Annotated in this window: 17 protein-coding genes and 2 riboswitches; of the genes, 4 read left to right on the top strand and 13 right to left on the bottom strand. The window is 68.9% G+C overall.

Going from position 1 to position 20832, the window contains the following annotated elements; translation table 11 throughout:
• Positions 1-5: 5 nt before the first annotated feature.
• From AB663_RS09450 to AB663_RS09390, 13 genes are all read right to left on the bottom strand, one after another.
• Complete coding sequence (locus AB663_RS09450; RefSeq protein ID WP_067198296.1) at positions 6-569, bottom strand: PH domain-containing protein; 564 nt, start codon at positions 567-569, stop codon at positions 6-8.
• Positions 566-2242 (bottom strand): dipeptide ABC transporter ATP-binding protein, encoded by a 1677-nt coding sequence (locus tag AB663_RS09445; RefSeq protein ID WP_067198293.1) that lies wholly within the window; start codon positions 2240-2242, stop codon positions 566-568. The genes AB663_RS09450 and AB663_RS09445 overlap by 4 nt, the downstream gene beginning before the upstream one ends.
• Entirely contained in the window at positions 2239-3180 is a 942-nt protein-coding gene (locus AB663_RS09440) for an ABC transporter permease (protein ID WP_067198291.1), read from the bottom strand. Before AB663_RS09440 ends, AB663_RS09445 begins: the two co-directional genes overlap by 4 nt.
• Positions 3173-4099, bottom strand: coding sequence for an ABC transporter permease (locus tag AB663_RS09435; RefSeq protein WP_067198289.1), 927 nt, complete (start codon positions 4097-4099; stop codon positions 3173-3175). The genes AB663_RS09440 and AB663_RS09435 overlap by 8 nt, the downstream gene beginning before the upstream one ends.
• A gap of 102 nt (positions 4100-4201) precedes the next feature.
• The gene (locus AB663_RS09430; protein WP_083511192.1) at positions 4202-5842 is read right to left on the bottom strand and encodes a peptide ABC transporter substrate-binding protein; all 1641 of its coding nucleotides are present in this window, start codon (positions 5840-5842) and stop codon (positions 4202-4204) included.
• A 227-nt stretch (positions 5843-6069) separates the two neighbouring features.
• The gene (gene gcvP, locus AB663_RS09425) at positions 6070-8901 is read right to left on the bottom strand and encodes an aminomethyl-transferring glycine dehydrogenase (RefSeq protein WP_067202516.1); all 2832 of its coding nucleotides are present in this window, start codon (positions 8899-8901) and stop codon (positions 6070-6072) included.
• Between the two features lie 61 nt (positions 8902-8962).
• A complete protein-coding gene (gcvH, locus tag AB663_RS09420) occupies positions 8963-9340 on the bottom strand; it encodes a glycine cleavage system protein GcvH (protein WP_067198284.1) in 378 nt (125 codons plus the stop codon).
• Positions 9337-10443, bottom strand: a complete 1107-nt coding sequence (gcvT, locus tag AB663_RS09415; RefSeq protein WP_067198281.1) for a glycine cleavage system aminomethyltransferase GcvT — start codon at positions 10441-10443, stop codon at positions 9337-9339. The genes gcvH and gcvT overlap by 4 nt, the downstream gene beginning before the upstream one ends.
• A gap of 54 nt (positions 10444-10497) precedes the next feature.
• Positions 10498-10582, bottom strand: a riboswitch (glycine riboswitch).
• Between the two features lies 1 nt (position 10583).
• A riboswitch (glycine riboswitch) is annotated at positions 10584-10677 on the bottom strand.
• Positions 10678-10806: 129 nt separating this feature from the next.
• Positions 10807-11661, bottom strand: a complete 855-nt coding sequence (locus tag AB663_RS09410; protein ID WP_067198279.1) for an ATP-binding cassette domain-containing protein — start codon at positions 11659-11661, stop codon at positions 10807-10809.
• On the bottom strand, positions 11658-12506 hold the full coding sequence (locus AB663_RS09405) for an ABC transporter ATP-binding protein (RefSeq protein ID WP_067198276.1): 849 nt from the start codon (positions 12504-12506) through the stop codon (positions 11658-11660). Before AB663_RS09405 ends, AB663_RS09410 begins: the two co-directional genes overlap by 4 nt.
• Positions 12503-13483 carry an ABC transporter permease gene (locus AB663_RS09400; protein WP_067198274.1) on the bottom strand — a complete coding sequence of 327 codons (981 nt, stop codon included), beginning with the start codon at positions 13481-13483 and terminating at the stop codon, positions 12503-12505. The genes AB663_RS09405 and AB663_RS09400 overlap by 4 nt, the downstream gene beginning before the upstream one ends.
• The gene (locus tag AB663_RS09395) at positions 13476-14471 is read right to left on the bottom strand and encodes an ABC transporter permease (protein ID WP_067198272.1); all 996 of its coding nucleotides are present in this window, start codon (positions 14469-14471) and stop codon (positions 13476-13478) included. Before AB663_RS09395 ends, AB663_RS09400 begins: the two co-directional genes overlap by 8 nt.
• Before the next feature lie 43 nt (positions 14472-14514).
• Positions 14515-16206, bottom strand: coding sequence for an ABC transporter substrate-binding protein (locus tag AB663_RS09390; protein ID WP_067198270.1), 1692 nt, complete (start codon positions 16204-16206; stop codon positions 14515-14517).
• A gap of 238 nt (positions 16207-16444) precedes the next feature.
• Between AB663_RS09390 and AB663_RS09385 the strand changes: the two genes are divergently transcribed.
• The 4 genes from AB663_RS09385 to nadC are packed head-to-tail and all read left to right on the top strand — an operon-like array spanning position 16445 to position 20827.
• Positions 16445-17155 carry an NUDIX hydrolase gene (locus AB663_RS09385; RefSeq protein WP_067198268.1) on the top strand — a complete coding sequence of 237 codons (711 nt, stop codon included), beginning with the start codon at positions 16445-16447 and terminating at the stop codon, positions 17153-17155.
• Positions 17152-18480: a quinolinate synthase NadA gene (gene nadA, locus AB663_RS09380; RefSeq protein WP_067198265.1), complete on the top strand. Its 1329-nt coding sequence runs from the start codon at positions 17152-17154 to the stop codon at positions 18478-18480. Before AB663_RS09385 ends, nadA begins: the two co-directional genes overlap by 4 nt.
• The gene (gene nadB / locus AB663_RS09375; RefSeq protein ID WP_067198263.1) at positions 18477-19976 is read left to right on the top strand and encodes an L-aspartate oxidase; all 1500 of its coding nucleotides are present in this window, start codon (positions 18477-18479) and stop codon (positions 19974-19976) included. Before nadA ends, nadB begins: the two co-directional genes overlap by 4 nt.
• Positions 19976-20827, top strand: a complete 852-nt coding sequence (gene nadC, locus AB663_RS09370) for a carboxylating nicotinate-nucleotide diphosphorylase (protein ID WP_067198261.1) — start codon at positions 19976-19978, stop codon at positions 20825-20827. The genes nadB and nadC overlap by 1 nt, the downstream gene beginning before the upstream one ends.
• Positions 20828-20832: the final 5 nt, after the last annotated feature.

The following is a 20832-nucleotide window of genomic DNA, read 5'->3' as shown; positions in this document are numbered from 1 at the left end:
GCTGGTCAGGCGTAGGCGATGACGACGGCCGCCACGGCCCACACCACGATCACGCCGAGAGCGACCAGCGCAGGGACATCCCAGGTACGCCGGATGGGGTCGCCGGAGGCACTCCCGCGATCGGCCTGCCAGAGATCGCGGACCTCCGTCAGCGCCCGGACGGATGCCGGCACGCGCACGCTCTCGCCGTCGGCCGTGGCGCGCGGCGGCCGCGCCGTGGCCGGACCGCCCCAGCACGACAGATCCCGCCCGTCGTCGAGCGAGAAGACGAGCTGCCAGCGGAGGTCGATGTCGCGCACGCGGTCCCAGGGGAACGTCGTGCGGCGCAGCATGTTCCGCACGACGGCGCCGTCGGCATCCACGCGCACCGAGGAGACGTAGGCGATCTCGTAGACGATCCACACGCCGAGCAGGACCCACGGCGCGAGCAGCACGGTGCGTGACCACCCCGCCTTGAGGAATGCGTCGCCCAGCAGGAAGACGGCTAGGAGGACGCTCAGCCAGAAGGAGACGCCGCCCGAGCCCGCGCGGTACGTCCGCGCGGGCTCGGGCCCGGATGCAGCGCTCACGCGCCGCGGCCGCCCAGGGCGATCGATGCGCCGGGGATGGCCTGGAGCAGCCGTTCCGTGTAGGCCTGCTGCGGATTGGCGAAGATCTCGTCCACGGTGCCCTGCTCGACCACTCGCCCCTTCTCCATCACGCAGACCAGGTCGCTGGAGACCCGGACGACCGCCAGGTCGTGCGTGATGAAAAGGTACGTGAGTCCGAGCTCCGACTGCAGGTCGGCGAGGAGCTTGAGGATCTGGTCCTGCACGAGGACGTCGAGGGCGGACACGGCCTCGTCGAGCACCACGATGTCCGGCTTGAGCGCCAGGGCGCGGGCGATGGCCACGCGCTGGCGCTGTCCGCCCGACAGCTCGTTCGGGTACCGCGTCGCGAGCGCCTGCGGCAGGGCGACCTGATCGAGCAGCTCCTGCACGCGCTGACGCTGCGATGCGCGATCGCCCACCCCGTGGATCTGCAGCGGCTCGGCGATCGTGTTGCCGATGTTGCGCAGCGGGTCCAGCGACCCGTACGGGTCCTGGAAGACCGGCTGCATCCGGCGACGGAGGCCGAACGCCTGGGCAGCGGACAGACGCGAGACGTCTTGGCCGTCGATCTCGATGGTTCCGCTGGTGGGTTCCTCGAGCTTGAGCACCATCTTCGCCACGGTCGACTTGCCGGATCCGGACTCGCCGACCAGCGCCAGCGTCTTGCCGCGCGGGATCTCGAACGACACGTCGTCCACCGCACGGAACGCCTCGCTCCGGAAGTTGCCCTGCCGGATCTTGTAGTCCTTCGTGAGCCCGGCGACGCGAACGGTGGGCGGGATGTCGGCCAGGTCGTCGAGGGTCTCGATGCCCCGGTCTTCCACGACCGCCTGGATCCGCTGGGACGCGATGCTCGGCGCGGCGCCGACCAGTCGCTTCGTGTATGGGTGCTGCGGGTCCTCGAGGATCTGCCTGCTCGGGCCGGCCTCGACGATGTTCCCGTTGTTCATCACGATGATCTTCTCGGCGCGCTCGGCGGCCAGGCCGAGATCGTGGGTGATGAGCAGCACCGACGTTCCCTTGTCCCGCGTCAGCGAAGCCATGTGATCGAGGATCACGCGCTGCACCGTCACGTCGAGCGCGGACGTCGGCTCGTCGGCGATCAGCAGCTTCGGATCCGCCGCGAGACCGATGCCGATGAGCGCGCGCTGCCGCATGCCGCCGGAGAACTGGTGCGGGAACTGGTGCAGGCGCTTGGCCGCGTCGGCGAGTCCGGCCTGCTGCAGCACCTCGACGGCACGTGCCTTGACGGCTTCGCGACTGTGCGCGATGCCGTTGGCGCGGATCGCCTCCTTCACCTGGAATCCGATGCTCCACACGGGGTTCAGATTCGACATGGGGTCCTGCGGCACGAAGCCGATGTCCTTGCCGCGGACGTCCTCCATCGCACTCCGGCCGAGCGTGGTGAGCTCGCGGCCGTCGAGGGTGATGGAGCCGCCCGTGATCGTGCCTGTACCGGGCAGGAGGTTGACGATGGCCGTGGCCGACGTCGACTTCCCCGAACCCGACTCGCCGACGATGGCGACGGTCTCGCCCGGCATGACGTCGAAGCTGACGCCGTGCAGGACCTCGCGCAAGCCCTCCTGCGTGCGGAACGCGACGCGCAGGTCGCGGACGCTGAGCAGGGGGATCTGTGGGGTGAGGTCGTTCATCGACGCGCCCTCGCCTTCGGGTCGAGGGCGTCTCGGATGAGCTCGCCCAGGGTCACGAACGCGAGCACGGCGAGCGTGAGCGCGATCGACGGGTAGATGAGGGCCATCGGGGCGACTCGCAGCGCGGCCTGGGCCTGGCTGATGTCGTTGCCCCAGGACATCACGTTGCTGCCGAGGCCGACGCCGAGGAACGACAGCGTCGCCTCGGCGACGATCGCCGCGGCGAGGCCGAGGGTCGACACGACGAGCAGCGGGGCGATCGCGTTGGGGACGACGTGCTTCACCAAGGTGGCGAACCGCGACTGACCGAGCGAACGCGACGCCATGACGAAGTCCGCCTGCCGCACGCGCAGGATCTCCGCACGCACCACACGAGCCGTGGACGCCCGGGCGACCCCGCCGATGGCGAGAGCGAGCGTCCACACCGAGCGCGAGTCCGAGAACACCGTCATGACGACGACGGCCGCGAGGATGTACGGGATGGCGAAGAAGATGTCACCGACGCGCGACAGCAGTGCGTCGAGCCATCCGCCGTAGAAGCCGGCGAGCGCCCCCATGATGAGCCCGAGGACCGCGGAGATCGCGGTCGCGATGAGGCCGACGGCGAGCGAGGTCTGGGCGCCCCAGATCAGACGCGCGTAGATATCGCAGCCCTGGAAGGTGAATCCCAGCGGATGGCCTTCGGCCGGCCCCTCGTTGCTGAACATGAGGTCGCACTTGCGCGGGTCGACGTTCGTGAAGAGCGACGGCCACACCGCGATGACGATGAACAGCGCCGCCAGGACGACGGAGAACCAGAAGAGCGGACGACGACGGAGGTCGCGCCACGCATCCCGCCACAGGTTGCTGGGCTTCTCGGAGATGCGCACGGCATCGACCGAGATGGACTCCGTCTCGACGGGGGCGACGTAGTGTTTCTGCGTCGTGGGATCAGACATAGCGAATCCTCGGGTCGAGCAGACCGTAGAGAAGGTCGATGACAAGGTTGACGAGCACGTACAGGATCACGAACACGGTCACGAAGGACACGACCGTGGGTCCTTCACCGCGGATCGCGGCCTGATAGAGCGTGTTGCCGACTCCCGGCACGTTGAAGATCCCCTCGGTGACGGTCGCGCCGACGAGGAGGACACCGAAGTTGGTGGCGGAGTTCGTGATCACCGGGATCAGCGAGTTGCGCAGCACGTGCACCGGGATGACGCGGCTGCGCGAGAGGCCCTTGCTGTAGGCCGTGCGCACCCAGTCCTGGTTGAGCGTGTCGATGACGGAGCTGCGCATGAGCCGCATGCTCACCGCGAAGAGGCTGAAGCCCAGCACGAGTGCCGGGAGCCAGAGACCGCCCCAGTCGTTGTCCGCGCCGACGGTCGGGTTGAACCAGCCCCACTGGATCGCGAGGAAGTACTGCGCGAGGAAGCAGAGCACGAAGATCGGGATCGCGATCGCGACGAGGGCGACCGTGAGCGCGACGTTGTCGAAGGCCTTGCCCTTGCGCAGGGCCGAGACGGTGCCGATGATGATCGCGAGTGTGAACTCGATGCCGATGGCCATGACCGCGAGCCGGCCGGTGACCGGAAGCGTCTCGGCGAGCACCGCCGAAACGGGGCGGCCCGAGAAGGTGTCACCGAGGTCGCCCTGGAACACGCCGCTGATGTAGTACCAGTACTGGACGATGAACGGATCGTTCAGGTGGTACTGCTCGCGAAGCGCCTCCACGAGCGCGGGGTTCGGTGTCCGGTCGCCGAAGAGGGCCAGGATCGGGTCTCCCGGCATGGCGAACACGAGGAAGTAGATGAGCAGCGTGGCCCCGAAGAAGACCGGGATCACCTGCAACAGACGTCTGAGGATGTAGCTGAGCATCCGCTGTCCTTTCCGCAGGAAAGCGAGCAGGGTAGACGAGAACAGCCCGCGAGGCGGTGACGTGGTTCGTCACCGCCCCGCAGGTTCTGTGTTCCGTCTGACTTACTCGGCAGCCTTCGTGATCTGGTAGTACAGCGGCACGGAGTTCCAGCCGAACGTGACGTTGTCGACGTTCTCGCTGTACCCACCGGTCACGTTGGAGTACCACAGCGGGATGGCCGGGAGATCGTTGAAGAGGATCTCCTGCGCCTTCGTGAAGTCCTCGATCTGCGCGTCGGCGTCAGGGTTGCTGATGCCGGCCGCGAGCAGCTCGTCGAACTTCGGGTTGGAGTAGTCGCCGTCGTTGGAGCCGGCGTTGGTGGCGTAGAGCGGCCCGAGGAAGTTGTACAGACCCGGGTAGTCCGCCTGCCAGCCGGAGCGCGCAGCGGTCTTGATCGTGCGGTTGTTGACCTGCTCGCGGATCACGGCGAACGTCGGGTACGGGGCGCCGGACGCCTCGATGCCGAGCGTGTTCTTGATCTGGTTCGTGACGGCGTCGACCCACTCCTGGTGTCCGCCATCCGAGTTGTACGCGATCTGGAACTCGCCGTCCCACGGCGAGATCTTGTCGGCCTCGGCCCACAGCTCCTTCGCCTTCTCCGGGTTGTACTCGAGGACCTCGTTGCCGGGGACCGAGTCGGACCATCCGGCGATGACCGGTGACGTGAAGTCCTTGGCCGGGGTGCGGGTGCCCGAGAAGATCTTCTCGGTGATCTGGTCACGGTCGATGGACATCGAGATGGCCTGGCGGCGCAGGATGCCCTCCTCGCCCGAGAAGTGCGGCAGGAACTGGCCGATGGTGAACGACTGGAACACCGCAGACGGCTGGTTCACGGCACGGTCGCCCAGGTCGTCCTGGAACGTCGGCAGCGAGATCGCCGGGATGGCGTCGATGACGTCGACCTTGTTGCTCTGCAAGTCGGCGTAGGCGGCCTCCTGCGTCGCGTAGAAGTTGATCGTCAGACCGCCGTTGGCGGCCTTGCGGCCACCCTGGTAGTCGTCGTTGCGCACGAGGTCGATCTTGACGTCGTGCTGCCACGCGCCGTCGCCGTCGAGCTTGTAGGGGCCGTTGCCGATCGGGTTCTCACCGAATGCCGCCATGTCCTCGAACGCGACGTCGGGGAGCGGGTAGAACGCCGAGTAGCCGAGGCGCAGCGCGAAGTCCGACGCGGGCTTGTTGAGGGCGATCGTGAAGGTGTAGTCGTCGACCTGCTGCAGACCGGTCAGCTCGCTGTCCTCGTCCCAGCTGAAGCCCTCGATGTCCTCGAAGAAGTAGCTCGAGAGGTGCTTGTTCGAGGCCTTGGCTCCCTCGTTCCACGCCTTGATGAAGTTGTCGGCGGTGACCTCTTCACCGTTGGTGAACTTCTGGCCCTCCTTGAGCTCCACCGTGAGGTGCTGCGGGTCTTCCGTGGTGATCTTCTCGGCCATGTCGTTGACCGGCTTGCCATCGGCGTCGTAGTAGATGAGACCGGCGAAGATCTCGTCCAGGATCTTGCCGCCGCCGACCTCGTTGGTGTTGGTCGGGATCAGCGGGTTCTCCGGCTCGGAGCCGTTGGTCGTGATGATGGCATCCGGGTCGGTCTTGCCGCCCTCGCCTGCGCCGCCGGAGTTGTTGCCGCCGCCACCGCCGGCGCAGCCCGCGAGGGCCAGCGCACCGACAGCCAGCAGCGCCGCGCCCGCCAGGGCGATCTTGTTGCGCTTCACTGTTGTCCTCCTGTGGACGATTCATCGGACTGCGCGCGCGTCGTCGGGCGCGCAGGGATAGTTGAGCGTAACCCGCCGCCGGCGGATAAGCCGCACTCCGTGAATGAACCGTTACTGAGTTGCGACCATCTGGACACATGCGCGACACATGACGACTCGGGGCGACAGAAAGACGTCGGCGCCGCGCCCTCGAGGGGCACGGCGCCGACGATTCGTCGCGAAGCCGCTCAGGCGAACGCCTCGACCGGCGGGCACGCGCACACGAGGTTTCGATCGCCGTACGCCTGGTCGATGCGACGCACCGGCGGCCAGTACTTGCCGGCCACGAGAGAGTGCACGGGGTACGCGGCCTCCTCGCGCGTGTACGGGTGCGACCACTCCCCCGCGATGAGCGAGACCGCGGTGTGCGGCGCGTTCACGAGGGGGTTGTCGTCGGCGCTCCAGCGGCCTGCTGCGACGGCATCCGCTTCGGCCTTGATCATGATCATCGCCTCGATGAACCGCTCGATCTCGCCGATGTCCTCCGATTCCGTCGGCTCGACCATCAGCGTGCCCGCGACCGGGAACGACATGGTCGGCGCGTGGAAGCCGTAGTCGATGAGTCGCTTGGCGACGTCGTCGACCGTGACGCCGGTGGCCTCCTTGAGCGGACGCAGGTCGAGGATGCACTCATGCGCGACACGGCCGTTCTCACCGGTGTAGAGCACCGGGTAGTGCTCGCCCAGGCGGGCGGCGATGTAGTTCGCCGACAGGACGGCGGATGCCGTCGCCCGACGCAGCCCATCGGCCCCCATCATCCGCACGTACGCCCACGAGATCGGCAGCACGCCGGCGGAGCCGTACGGTGCACCCGAGATCGGGCCGCCGTCGAACACGTACCCGCCGGCGTGCTCGGCACGCTGGGCGAGGGGGTGCGAAGGGAGGAACGGCGCGAGGTGCGCCTTGGCCGCGACCGGTCCGACACCGGGGCCGCCGCCGCCGTGCGGGATCGCGAACGTCTTGTGCAGGTTGAGGTGCGAGACGTCGCCGCCGAGGTCTCCGAAGCGTGCGTAGCCGAGCAGCGCGTTGAGGTTGGCGCCGTCGACGTACACCTGCCCCCCGGCCTCGTGCACGGCGGCGGTGATCTCCACGACGTCGTGCTCGTACACGCCGTGCGTGGAGGGGTACGTGATCATGAGCGCGGCGAGCTCGTCCGCGTGCTGCGCGATCTTGGCGCGCAGGTCGGCGAGGTCGACGTTGCCCAGCTCGTCGGTCGCGACCACGACGACCTTCATGCCCGCCAGCGCGGCCGAGGCCGCGTTCGTGCCGTGCGCCGACGACGGGATGAGGCACACCGTGCGGTTCGTGTCGCCGTTGGCGTGGTGGTAGCCGCGGATGGCGAGGAGGCCTGCCAGCTCGCCCTGCGAACCGGCGTTGGGCTGCAGCGACACCGCGTCGTAGCCGGTCACCTCGGCCAGCCAGCCCTCGAGCTGCGTGATGAGCTCGAGATAGCCCTGCACGTCGGAGGCGGGCGCGAAGGGGTGGATGCCGGCGAACTCCGGCCACGTGATCGCCGCCATCTCGGTCGCGGCGTTCAGCTTCATGGTGCACGAGCCGAGCGGGATCATGCCGCGGTCGAGCGCGTAGTCACGGTCGGCAAGCGTCTTCAGATACCGCATCATGGCGGTCTCGCTGCGGTGTGCATGGAAGACCGGGTGCGTGAGGTAGTCCTGCGCGCGGAGCAGGCCGTCGGGCAGCGCGCCCTGCGACCCGCTGCCGAAGAAGCCGAACACGCGCTCCTGCTTGCCGCCGAAGACCATCGCGACCTGATGCAGTTCGCTCACAGTGGTGGTCTCGTCGACCGAGATGCCGATGGTGTCGGCATCCGCCACGTGCAGCAGGATGCCGTATCCGTCATGCGCCTGCGCGGCGAACTCGGCCGCACGACCCGGCACCCGCACGCGCAGCGTGTCGAAGAAGGAGTCGTGGACGACCTCGACACCGGCGTCGACGAGCCAGTCGCGGAGCATCGCGGCCTTGGCCGCGGTCTCGGCGGCGATGGCGCGCAGTCCGTCTGGGCCGTGGTACACCGCGTACATCGAGGCCATCACTGCCAGCAGCACCTGAGCGGTGCAGATGTTCGAGGTCGCCTTCTCGCGGCGGATGTGCTGCTCACGGGTCTGCAGCGACAGGCGGTAGGCGGGCTTGCCGTCGGCATCCACCGACACGCCGACGAGGCGACCGGGAAGCTGACGCTCGAGCCCAGAGCGCACGGCCATGTACCCGGCGTGCGGACCGCCGAAGCCCATCGGCACGCCGAAGCGCTGCGTCGTGCCCACGGCGACGTCGGCGCCGAGCGCGCCCGGCGAGGAGATGAGCGTGAGCGCGAGGAGGTCGGCCGCGACCACAGCGAGGCCTCCCGCGGCGTGCGCGGCGTCGATGACGGCCGTCGGATCCCAGACACGCCCCGAGGCGCCCGGATACTGCACGAACACGCCGAAGAGCTCGGCAGGGAGCTCCTCTCCGCCGGCGAGGTCGACCTCGACGAGCCGGATGCCGACGGCTGCTGCGCGGTGCTCCAGCAGCGCCTTCGTCTGCGGGAGCGTGTCCGCGTCGACCGCGAAGACCGGAGAGGTCGACTTCGACGCGCGCCGTGCGAGCAGCATCCCCTCGACGACCGCGGTGGACTCGTCGAGCATCGACGCGTTCGCGGTGCTGAGCCCGGTGAGGTCGGCGACCATGGTCTGGAAGTTGATGAGGGCCTCGAGGCGTCCCTGCGAGATCTCCGGCTGGTACGGCGTGTATGCGGTGTACCACGACGGGTTCTCCAGCACGTTGCGCTGGATCACCTGCGGAGTGATCGTGCCGTAGTAGCCGAGGCCGATCATCGGCCGGTTCACCGTGTTGCGGGAGGCCAGGGCGCGCAGCTCCGCCAGCGCCTCGGTCTCGGTCGCGGCGCGCGGGATCACCGAGTCCTCGGATGCCGCGGTGTAGATGGAGGCCGGAACGGCCTGGCGCATCAGCGCTTCGGCAGGCTCCCAGTCCTCGAGCCCGGACGACACGCCCAGCGCATCGAGCATGATGCGCTGCGCCTCGGCCGTGGTTCCGATATGGCGATCGGCGAAAGAGGCCACGAGTCGATCAGCCCTCCGTCAGAGCGACGTAGGCGTCGCGGTCGAGCAGTCCGTCGAGCGCGCCGGCGGCGACGGAGACCTTGATGAGCCAGCCGCCGTCGAACGGCTCGGCGTTCACGAGCGAGGGGTCGTCGACGACCGCGTCGTTGATCTCGACGACCGTGCCGGAGACGGGTGCGTAGAGCTCGCCGACCGACTTCGTCGACTCGATCTCGCCGACGACGGTGCCCGCCGAGATCTCGGTGCCGACGGCCGGCAGCTCGACGAACACGACATCGCCGAGCTTCTCGGCGGCGTAGTCGGTGATGCCGACCGTCACGGTGTCGCCGTCGCCGGCGATCCACTCGTGCTCGTCGGTGTACTTGAGGGCGTTGAGGTCGGTCATCTGGTCCTCCGGTAGAAAGGCAGGGCGGTCACGGTCGCGGGGATCCTCGTCCCCCGCACATCAAGGAATACTGCGGTTCCCTCGTCCGCGGAAGACGGGGTCACGTAGGCCATCGCGATCGGGTGGCCGAGGGTCGGGCTGAGGGCGCCGCTGGTGATCTCGCCGAGCGGCGTCCCGTCTTCGGCGACGACGGCGTAGCCCGCTCGACCCGCGCGCCGCCCTCCGGCGACGAGGCCGACGAGCACCGGGGCGTCGGATGCCGGCTCCACGGCGTCCTTGCCGACGAATCGCTCCTTGGCGGTCACGACCACGCGCCCGAGACCGGCCTGCGCCGGCTTCGTGTCGAGGGTGAGCTCGTGGCCGTACAGCGGCATCCCCGCCTCCAGACGGAGCGTGTCGCGGGCCGCGAGTCCCGCAGGCACCAGACCGTGCGGCTCACCGGCGGCGAGGAGGGCGTCCCACAGGGCGGCGGCGTCGGCCGCTGAGACCAGGAGCTCGAACCCGTCTTCGCCCGTGTAGCCGGTGCGGGCGAGCAGGAGCGGCTTCCCTGCGAACGACGCGGACGCCCACGCGTAGTACTTCTGCTCGGCCCACGGGATGCTGACCTCGTCGATGCCCGGGGTCGTCGAGACGACGCTCTCGGCCTTCGGGCCCTGCACGGCGATCAGCGCGTAGTCGTCGGAGACGTCGGCGACGTCGACCTCGAACCCGTCCGCCCTCTGCACGAGGGCCGCGCGCACGGCACCCCGGTTGCCCGCGTTGGAGATGATGAGGAAGTCGTCGTCCTGCAACCGGTAGACGATGACGTCATCCACGATCCCGCCGGACTCGGCGAGCAGCAGCGAGTACTTCGCCTTGCCCACCGCGAGCGCCGAGAGCCGCCCGGCGAGTGCGTAGTCGAGGTAGTCGGCCGCTCCCGCGCCGCGGACGGTGAACTCGGCCATGTGCGAGATGTCGAAGATGCCGGCCGCCTGGCGCACGGCGTGGTGCTCGGCGAGGTCGGACGTGTAGCGCACCGGCATCTGCCAGCCGCCGAAGTCGGTGAACGAGGCGCCGAGCGCTTCATGGCGCTCACGCAGCGGGGTATGGCGGGGGTCGGACATGGAGTTCTCCCGGGCTGGAACGGGTGGAACAGCGGCGTCGCCGTTCCTCGGAACTCCCCCTCTGTCATGGGCCTGAGAGCTTCGCCCCTCGCGGGGCTTTCACCGTCGGCGGATGCTGATGCATCTCTTTCCAGAGCGGCCGGACGCGAGCGGTGGGGGTACCTGAGAGATTGGCGGGGAGGCTTGCTCCTTCGGTGCCCGGCTACGTGCACCGGGCTCTCCCGCACGCGTCGTGCGGCCTGTCTTCTGTTGTGGCTTCAGTCTAGCCCCCGCTCCCCTCCGGTATCAGTTGTGGTCGGTTTCAGGCCCGATTTCCGACCACAACTGATACCGGAGCGAGGTGAGTCGGGGGGGGTGAGTGGGTCAGCGGGCGAGCTCGGCGCGGACCTCGTCGCGGAGGCGGCCGTGCTCGTCGGGGTCGGGGGCCGCGGCGAGGAGCGTCTTCGTGTAGTCGTGCCGTGGGTGGAGGATGACCTGGTCGGCGGGGCCTCGCTCCACGACGTCGCCCTTGTACAGCACCATGATCTCGTCGGAGAAGTGCCGGGCGGTGGCGAGGTCGTGCGTGATGTAGAGCACGCCGAGGTTCTCCTCCCGCTGCAGGTCGGCGAGCAGGTTCAGCACCCCGAGCCGGATCGACACGTCGAGCATCGAGACCGGTTCGTCGGCGACGATGAACCGCGCGCCAGGAGCCAGCGCCCGCGCGATCGCGACGCGCTGCCGCTGCCCGCCCGAAAGCTCATGCGGACGCCGCTCCGCGAACGACGCGGCCGGCGACAGCCGCACCCGCTCGAGGAGCTCGAGCGCCCGTGACCGGACCTGGTCGCGCGACAGCTCAGGATGGTGGATCCGGATCGGGCGCTCCAGATGATGCGCGATGGTGTGGAACGGGTTCAATGACGCGAAGGGATCCTGGAACACCATCTGCACGTCCCGCCGGTAGCGTGCCAGCGGCCGCCCCCTCGTCCCGGCGGGTTCCCCGTCGAGCAGGATCTGCCCCGAGGTCGGGGTCTCCAGCTTCATGAGCATCCGCGCGATCGTCGACTTGCCCGACCCCGATTCTCCGACGAGGGCGACGGTCTTCCCCGCCTCCACGGTGAACGACACGTCCTTCACGGCATGCAGGACGCTCGTGCGGAGTCCCGAGCGGAGCGGGAAGTCCTTCACCAGGTTGCGCGCCTCGAGCGATTCGCGTCTCGATGCGACGACATCCGTGCTCATCGCGCTCCCTCCTGGATCCCGGTGCGGACGAAGTCGCCGCGTTCGCCCTTCAGCGACGGGAAGCTCGACAGCAACCGCTTCGTGTACTCGTGCCGAGGAGCCCGGTAGATCTGCTCCGCCGTGCCTTCCTCGACGATCTGCCCCTGCAGCATCACCGCGATCCGATCGCTGATCTCGATCAGCATCGGCAGGTCGTGGGTGATGAAGATCACCGCGAACCCCAGCCGCTCCCGCAGCCGCATGATCTCCCGGATGATCCCCCGCTGCACCACCACATCCAATGCCGTCGTCGGCTCATCCATGATCATCACCTGCGGGTCCAGCGCCAGAGCCATCGCGATCATCATCCGCTGCCGCATGCCGCCGGACAGCTCGTGCGGGAACGACGTCAGCCGTGCCGGGTCGACGCCCACCAGCGTCAGCAGCTCCTCGGCTCGCGCCTGCTTCTCGCGCCTCGACATGCCCGGGCGATGCGTGTCGAAGATGTCGAAGATCTGCGCCCGCACCGAGATCACCGGGTTCAGCGAGTTCATGGCGCCTTGGAACACCATCGAGATCTTGTCCCAGCGGAACGCGCGGAGCCCCTCCCCGTCGAGGCCGACCACGTCGATATCCGTGCCGGACCGGTCGTGGAACGTGATGTGTCCCGACGTCATCAACGCGGGCGCCTTCAGCAGCCGGTTCAGCCCGTACGCGAGAGTGGTCTTGCCGCATCCCGACTCCCCCGCGAGCCCGAGGATCTCACCGCGGTGGAGCGCGAGCGAGACGTCACGCACGGCTTTGACGGGTGGATCCACCTCGTACTCGATCGACACGTCCCGTGCCGTCAGAACCGCCTCGGTCATGCCGCGACCCCCTTGATCTTGGCTGCCTTCCGCACCCGCCGGGCCGCGGCCGGCGCAGTGCGCAGCTTCGGGTTGATGATCTCGTCGATGGCGAAGTTGATCAGCGCAAGACCTGCGCCGAGCAGGGCGATCATGAGCCCCGGCGGCACGAACCACCACCACGCGCCACGCCCGAGCGCCTGCCCCGACTGCGCGTCGTTGAGGATGGAGCCCCAGGTGATCGACGAGTTCGGTCCGAGCCCGAGATAGGACAGGCCCGCTTCGCCGAGGATCGCGAAGATGATCGCGAAGAGGAACTGGGCGGTCAACAGCGGCAGGAGATTGGGCATGATCTCCACGAGGATCACCCGGAGCGACCGCTCCCCGGCGACCTTCGACGCCGACACGTAGTCCCGCGTCCGCAACGAGCGGGTCTGGAGCCGGAGGACGTACGCGGCACCCGCCCAGGACGTGATGCCGAGCACGAACGCCACGAGCTGCCAGCTGCGGTCGGGGACGAACGACGCGATCACCATGACCAGCGGGAGACCGGGGATGACGATCATCACGTTGGTCAGCAGGGCGAGGCCGTCCTCCCGCCAGCCGCCGAGGTACCCCGCCAGCACTCCGAACACGAGCGACAGCACGATGGCGATGCCGCCGGCCGTGACACCGACGAGGAGCGAACCCTGCGCCCCGATCGCGAGCTGCGCGAACATGTCGTTGCCCAGCTTGGTGGTGCCGAGCCAGTGCTCGGCGGACGGCGGCTGCAGGGCCGCGTTGTCGGTGCTGCGCGGGTTCTGCGAGAAGAGCGGTGCGATGATCGCAAAGAGCACGATCGCCAGCACGATGACCGCGCCGACGATGAACTTCGGCGAGGTGCTCGGGAGGATCCGGCGACGCGTCGACCGCGGCGCCGTGGCCAATGCGATCGTGGTCGCGCGCGAGGTGGTCGGCCGTTCGTCGGCGACCAGCGTGGTGTTGTCGAAGTCAGACATTCTGGCGAGCCCTCGGGTCGATGAGGCCGTAGACGAGGTCCATGAAGAAGTTGGCGGCGAGCACCGTGATGGTGATCACGAGGAACAGCCCCTGCATCAGCGCGTAATCGTTGTTCGTGACGGCCTGGAACATGAGCTTCCCGATCCCCGGGTAGGTGAAGACCTGCTCCATCACGATCGAGCCGGCGACGACGAATCCGAGCGTGATCGAGAACCCGGCGATCGACGGGATCGCGGCGTTGCGCGCGGCATAGGTGGTGAGGATGCGCCGCGGGCGGAGCCCCTTCGCCTCCGCCGTGAGGACGTAGTCCTCCGCGAGCGTCGACACCATCATGTTGCGCATGCCGAACATCCAGCCGCCCACCGAGGAGATCACGATGGTCGACGCCGGCAGGATCGCGTGCGAGAGCGCATTCGAGAAGAAGGCCCACGTCGGCTCGGGGCCGTCGGGGAAGTCGAAGACGTCGTACCCGCCGAAGATGGGGAACCAGCCGAGCCCGACCGCGAACACCGCGACGAGGAGCAGCGCCATCCAGAAGTACGGGATGGACTGCAGCACCGTCGTCGCCGGGATCAGGTGGTCGACCCACGTCCCCCGCTTCCAGCCGGCCCACGCCCCGAGCACGACGCCGAGAAGGAAGGAGATGACGGTGGCGGTGCCGACGAGGATCAGCGTCCATGGCAGCGCCTGCCCGATGAGTTCGGATACGGGGGTCGGGAACTTCGTGACCGAGACGCCGAGGTCGCCCTGGAACATGCGCCCCCAGTAGGCGAGGTACTGCTCCCACAGCGAGGAATCGTCGCCGCCGAGGAGCAGCTTGATGTTGCGGATGGTGGTCTCGGAGACCTCGCCGCCCGCCCGCTGCATCTTGGCGATCATGATGTCCGCCGGGTTCCCCGGCATCAGCCGGGGAAGCAGGAAGTTGAGGGAGATCGCGGCCCACAGCGTGAACGCGTAGAACCCGATCCGTCGTGCATAGAACTTCATGTCACCGGTCCTTGGCTCTCCTGCTTCCCCTTTCCGATGCGGCCTACTTCGCCGGCTCCAGCTGCGTGAGGATGTACCCCGCGGCGATCGCGCCCCACGACGGCGGGAAGGCGTAGAGGTCGTCCTCGGTCGGCCACCCCGTGTAGTCCTTCGCGTTGTAGAAGGTCTGGGTCGCGTTGATCACGATCGGGATGTAGGGCAGATCGCGGACGATCTCCGTCTGGATCGTGCTGTACAGCTCCTTCTTGGTCGCCTCGTCGTTCGTCGCGGATGCCGCGAGCACGGCCTGGTCGACGACGGGGTTGTCGTAGCGGCTGAAGTTCCACCGGCCCGCGGGGATCTCGGTGCCGACCGGGCTGGTCGACTGCACCTGGGTGCCGCCGAACCAGTCCTTGTAGATCTGGAACGGATCGGCGACCGAGGTGCCGACGACGCCCCCGACGATGAGCTGGAACTGCCCGCCCTGCCGGGCGTCGGAGAACTCCTGCCACTGCACCGTGGTCGGAGTGACCTTGATGCCTGCGGCCGCCGCCTCCTCGGCGATGAGCTTGGCTGCGTCGTTGTAGTCGGTCCAGCCGTCCACCGAGATGAGGCTCAGCTCGATCGGGGTTCCGCCCTTGCCGTAGAAGCCGTCGCTGCCCTTCGTGTACCCGGCGGCCTCGAGGATCGCGCCGGCCTCGGCGGCATCCGCCGTCTGCGGGCTCACCTCGTTGGCGGGGTCGGCGACCCACTTCTCGTCGCGCGGCAGCAGGGCGAACGTCGGAGAGATGTCTCCCGTGAGGCCGACGAACGCCTTCTCCTTGATGGTCGAGCGGTCGATCGCGGCGTTCAGCGCCTGACGGACCGCGACGTCGGTCTGCGGACCCGTGCAGCCCAGCGCGGCGTTCGAGCACGTGTAGAGGACCGTCGGGTCCTGCGGCGTGTTGATCCAGTCGATCTTGCCGTTCGAGGTCACGTCATCGGGGTTGGGGATGAACATGCCCGCCCAGTCGAGCTCACCCGCCGCCAGCAGATCCTGCGCGGTCTGGTTGTTGTCCACCGCGATGTACTGGACCTTCTTGACCCCGAGGTCGTCGGCGTCGCGGTAGTTCTCGTTCGCGACGAGGGTGTACGACTCGCTGGTGGTCTTCGACACGACGTACGGGCCCGATCCGACGGGCTCCTCGTTGGCGAAGTTCGCGTAGTCGGTGATCTCTGCCCAGATGTGCTCCGGCAGGATGTAGGTCGACCCGAGGCGCTGGAACTCCGTCGTGTACTGCGGCGTCGAGTAGGTGAGCACGACGGTCGTGTCGTCGGTGGCCTCGGCGGAGACGAGCCCCTGCCCCTCGGGGTTGTTCGCCTCGTAGGAGAAGGTGAAGGCCACGTCGTCGGCGGTCAGCGGTTCGCCGTCGCTCCACTTCAGGTCGGGCTTGAGCGTCACGGTGATGACCGTGCCGTCGTCGTTGTACTCGTACGAGTCGCCGAGGAGGCCGACGGGCTCGGAGTCCGACGTCTTGTTGAAGAAGAACAGCGGCTCGTAGATGGGTCCGAGCGCGCCATGCAGGACGGTGGGCGCGAACGGGTTGTAGTTGGGCGTGATGGGCGTCTGGCTTCCCGCCCAGACGCGGAGCGCGCGGTCGCCGTCGCCGTCTGCGTCTCCGGCTCCGCCGCCCGCACAGGCGGTGAGGCCCAGGGCGAGGACGGATGCCCCCGCCGCGGCGGTGAGCGCGATCTTGCGCCTTCCATTGCGGATCATTGGTCGTTCCTCTCGGTGCTGCACTGCAGGAGGGATCTCCGGATGGAGCCGGGTCTCTGCGAGACCCGGGCAAACCCCACATCGGGTTTGTTAGGACACCAACCTAACAAACCCGATATGCCAGGACAACCCCCCGGGCGCCGCGGAGATAACGTTTCGGACTCGGCGCTGTATGACGTCATGGACTCGCCTAAGAGTCCCGATGACATTAAGATCGACCTCGGAGGTTAAGGTACAGATGACTCAAAGCATCCGCGTGGCGGTGTCGACCGTGATCCTCACGCTGCGACGCACCGAGAGCGGCAGTGCCGTGCTCACCCTCCCCCTCGTCCTGCGCACGAGGGAGCCCTTCGCCGGGCAGTGGGCGCTCCCCGGTGGATGGCTCACCGACACCGAGTCGCCTGTCGACGCGGCAGCGCGCACACTCGCCGAAACCACCGGCCTCGCCCCCAGCTACCTCGAGCAGCTCTACGCCTTCGGTGCGGTCGACCGCTCCCCCACCCGCGTCGTGTCGATCGTGTACTGGGCACTGCTGCGGCAGGACGACGTCGACGCGCAGAGCGCCGCACACCGCGCATCCGGGCGCGCGCCCGAGAACGTGCGCTGGTTCGACGTCGGCGAGCTGCCGCAGCTCGCCTTCGACCACTCCCACATCATCGACTACGCCCTGTGGAGACTGCGCAACAAGGTCGGGTACAGCCGCGTCGCCCACGGCTTCCTGCCTGCGGAGTTCACCCTTGCGGACCTGCGGGAGGCGTACGAGGCCATCCTCGGCAGAAGCCTGGACCCCGCCAACTTCCGCCGTCAGGTCGACGCCTCCGGAAGCCTCATCCCCACCGACCGATTCCGCACGGGGAACCCCCGCCCCGCCCGCCTCTACCGCTACAACACCGACGTGGCGCTGGCCGACACCGGCCCGCTCCGACCCGAAGAAACGAGCATCCGATGAGCACCGCCTCCCTCCCCCTCGGCCGCCTCGACCCCTCGGTCGATCACCACCTCCAGGCCATCGTGCGCGGAGCCTCCGCCGACGCGACCTGCAGCACCGACCTCGCCGTCGGGCCGTGGGACTTCGACTCGCGCCCCGGCTACGGCCCCGGCTCGTCGATGGGGGATGTGATCCCGGTGGGAGCGCCGCGCCAGGGCGAGCTCCCCGCGGAGTACCGCGAGGCGGGCGAGCAGGAGCTCGACGAGCGCATCCGCGCCGCGAAGGCGACGCTGGGCGATCGGGTCGTCGTGCTCGGACACTTCTACCAGCGCGAAGAGGTCGTGCGGCACGCAGACTACGTCGGCGATTCCTTCCAGCTCGCCACGGCCGCTACGACGCGAACGGATGCCGAGGCCATCGTGTTCTGCGGAGTGCACTTCATGGCCGAGACGGCCGACCTGCTCTCCACGTCCGAACAGGCCGTGATCCTGCCGAACCTCGCGGCCGGATGCTCCATGGCCGACATGGCCGACATCGACCAGGTCGAGGAGTGCTGGGAGCAGCTCACCGACGTGCTCGGCGACCTCGACGAGGAGGACGCCGACGGGCGGGTCCCCGTGATCCCGGTCACCTACATGAACTCCTCGGCGGCGATCAAGGGCTTCGTGGGCCGCCACGGCGGCATCGTCTGCACCTCGTCCAACGCGCGGACCGTGCTGGAGTGGGCGTTCGAACGCGGTCGCCGCGTGCTGTTCTTCCCCGACCAGCACCTCGGCCGCAACACCGCCAAAGCCATGGGAGTGCCCCTCGACCGGATGCCGATGTGGAACCCGCGCCGTCCGCTCGGCGGGTCCACGGCCGACGAGCTCACGGCCGCGCAGGTCATCCTGTGGCACGGCTTCTGCTCGGTCCACCGCCGGTTCACGGTCGCGCAGATCGAGCAGGCCCGTGCGCAGCACCCGGGGGTACGGGTCATCGTGCACCCGGAATGCCCGATGGACGTGGTCGACGCGGCCGACGAGGCGGGATCGACGGACTACATCCGCAAGGCCATCGAGGCCGCCACCGAGCCGACGACGTTCGCGGTCGGCACCGAGATCAATCTCGTCCGCCGCCTCGCCGCCCAGTATCCGCAGCACGAGATCTTCTGCCTCGACCCTGTGGTCTGTCCGTGCTCGACGATGTACCGCATCCATCCCGGCTACCTCGCCTGGGTGCTCGAGGAGCTCGTGGCCGGCCGAACGCCGAACCGCATCACCGTGCCCGCCGACGTCGCGGAACCGGCACGCGTCGCGTTGCAGCGGATGCTCGCCGCGAAGCCGCCGGCCCAGGCCGCCGCGCGATGAACGTCGTCGTCGTCGGCTCGGGGATCGCGGGCCTGACCGCGGCGCTGCACGCCCACGAGGCCGGCCACCGCGTGACCGTCGTCACGAAGGGCGAGCTCGGCGACGGCAGCACCGCGCTTGCGCAGGGCGGCGTGGCCGGCGAGTACGGACCGGGTGATTCCGCGGCACGGCACGCCGCCGATACCCTGAGCGCGGGCGCCGGGCTCTGCGATCCGGCCGCCGTAGAGATGCTGGTGCGCGAGGCTCCCGCACGGATCGCGGAACTCGCCGCTCGCGGCGTCGGCTTCGACCGCGATCCGCACGGCCGTCTGCTGCGCGGTCGCGAGGCCGCTCACAGCCACGCCCGGATCGTGCACGCGGGCGGAGACGCCACGGGCGCGGCGATCCGTCACGCCCTCGTCGCAGGCGTGCGCCGCGCCGGCATCGACGTCGTCGAACACGCCTTCCTTCTCGACATCGTCGCCGATCACGCAGTGAGGGGCATCCGATCGCTCGAGGCGGGCGTGACGAGAGATCGCGACGCCGATGCCGTGATCCTGGCGACGGGTGGCGCCGGTCATCTGTACGCGCACACCACCGATCCCGCCGGCATCACCGGCGACGGCATCGCCGCGGCGCTGCGTGCCGGCGCAGCCGCGGCGGACCTGGAGTTCATGCAGTTCCACCCGACGGTGCTGGCGACGGGGGCGCCGTTCCTCATCTCCGAAGCCGTTCGCGGCGAAGGCGCGACGCTCATCGACGACACCGGACGCCGGTTCGCGTTCGACTTCCACCCCGACGGCGAACTCGCACCCCGTGACGTGGTGTCGCGCGCCATCGCCCGCACCGCCGGTGCACAGGGCGCCCCCGTACGTCTGGACGCCACGATGCTCGGGGCCGAGCGCCTCGCCCGGAGGTTCCCGACCATCGACCGCGTGACGCGCGAACGCGGCCACGACTGGGCCGAGGAGGCCCTGCCGATCACGCCAGCCGCTCACTACCTCATGGGAGGGGTCTGTACCGACCTCGACGGGAGGACCACGATCCCCTGGCTCTTCGCCGTCGGCGAGACCGCGCGCACCGGAGTGCATGGCGCGAACCGCCTGGCATCGAACTCGCTGCTCGAGGGAGCGGTCTTCGGAGCACGAGCAGCCGCGGCCCTTCGCGCACCGTGGACGGCCCTGGACGCGGCATCCGTCCACGGCGGACCTGGGCCGATCATGCACGACGACGGCGACTCCGACGCCGCCGCGACGGCGCCGCCGTTCTCACGTTCAGCCCTGCAGCGCCTGATGTGGGAGGAGGTCGGGCTGCTGCGCACGCGACACGGACTGCGCAGGGCTCTGGCCGTGTTCCGTGCCTGGCGTTCCGTGTCGCCGCCGGCCGGCGCGTCCGCAGCCGACCACGAAGACGCCAACTTGCTGCTGCTCGCCGAGGCGACGGCATCCGCCGCCCTCGCACGTCCGGCATCGGTCGGCGCGCACTTCCTCGAGATCCCCCACCTGGAGACCGTCTGATGCTCACTCCTCGCCTCATCACCCGCACCGTCGCCGCCGCGCTCGATGAGGACGCCCCGTGGGGCGACCTCACGAGCACCGCTCTGCTGCCGGAGGACGCCACGGCGACCGCCGACCTCGTCGCCCGGGAGGACGGGGTCTTCAGCGGCGGTGAGGTGTTCGCCGCCGCCTTCACGCTCACGGATGCCGCCGTGCAGGTCGACGTGCACGTCGGCGACGGCGACCGCTTCAGCGAGGGAGACGTGCTCGCCACCGTCACGGGTCCGGCGCGCGGCGTCCTCACGGCCGAACGGGTCGGGCTGAACTTCACCCAGCGCATGAGCGGGATCGCCACCCTCACGGCGCAGTACGTGCAGGCGGTCGACGGCACCGGCGCTCGCATCGCCGACACGCGCAAGACCACCCCCGGGCTTCGCGCGTTCGAACGCCACGCCGTGGCATGCGGCGGCGGGCGCAACCATCGCCAGTCGCTGTCGGACGCCGTCATGGCGAAGGACAACCACCTCGCGGTGCTGCAGCGCGACGGCCGAGATCTCGCGCGCGCTCTCCGCGAGGCGCTCTCCCACCTGCCCCACACCACACACGTGGTCGTCGAAGTGGACCGGCTCGATCAGATCCCGGCGGTGCTCGACGGCGGAGCGCACACGGTGCTCCTCGACAACTTCTCGATCGATGACCTGCGCGCGGGAGTGGCGCTCATCGACGGGAGAGCGCAGACCGAGGCATCGGGCGGCGTCGACCTCACCACCGTGCGCGCGATCGCATCCACGGGAGTCGACGTCATCTCCGTGGGCGCTCTCACGCACTCGGCGCGGGCGCTCGACCTCGGTCTCGACGTGCGGATCGACTGAGCGGT

Source organism: Microbacterium sp. XT11 (assembly GCF_001513675.1).
In the GTDB taxonomy this organism is placed as follows: Bacteria; Actinomycetota; Actinomycetes; order Actinomycetales; family Microbacteriaceae; genus Microbacterium.
Note: the sequence above shows the minus strand (reverse complement) of the source record. Positions and strands in the feature narration are given on the sequence as shown.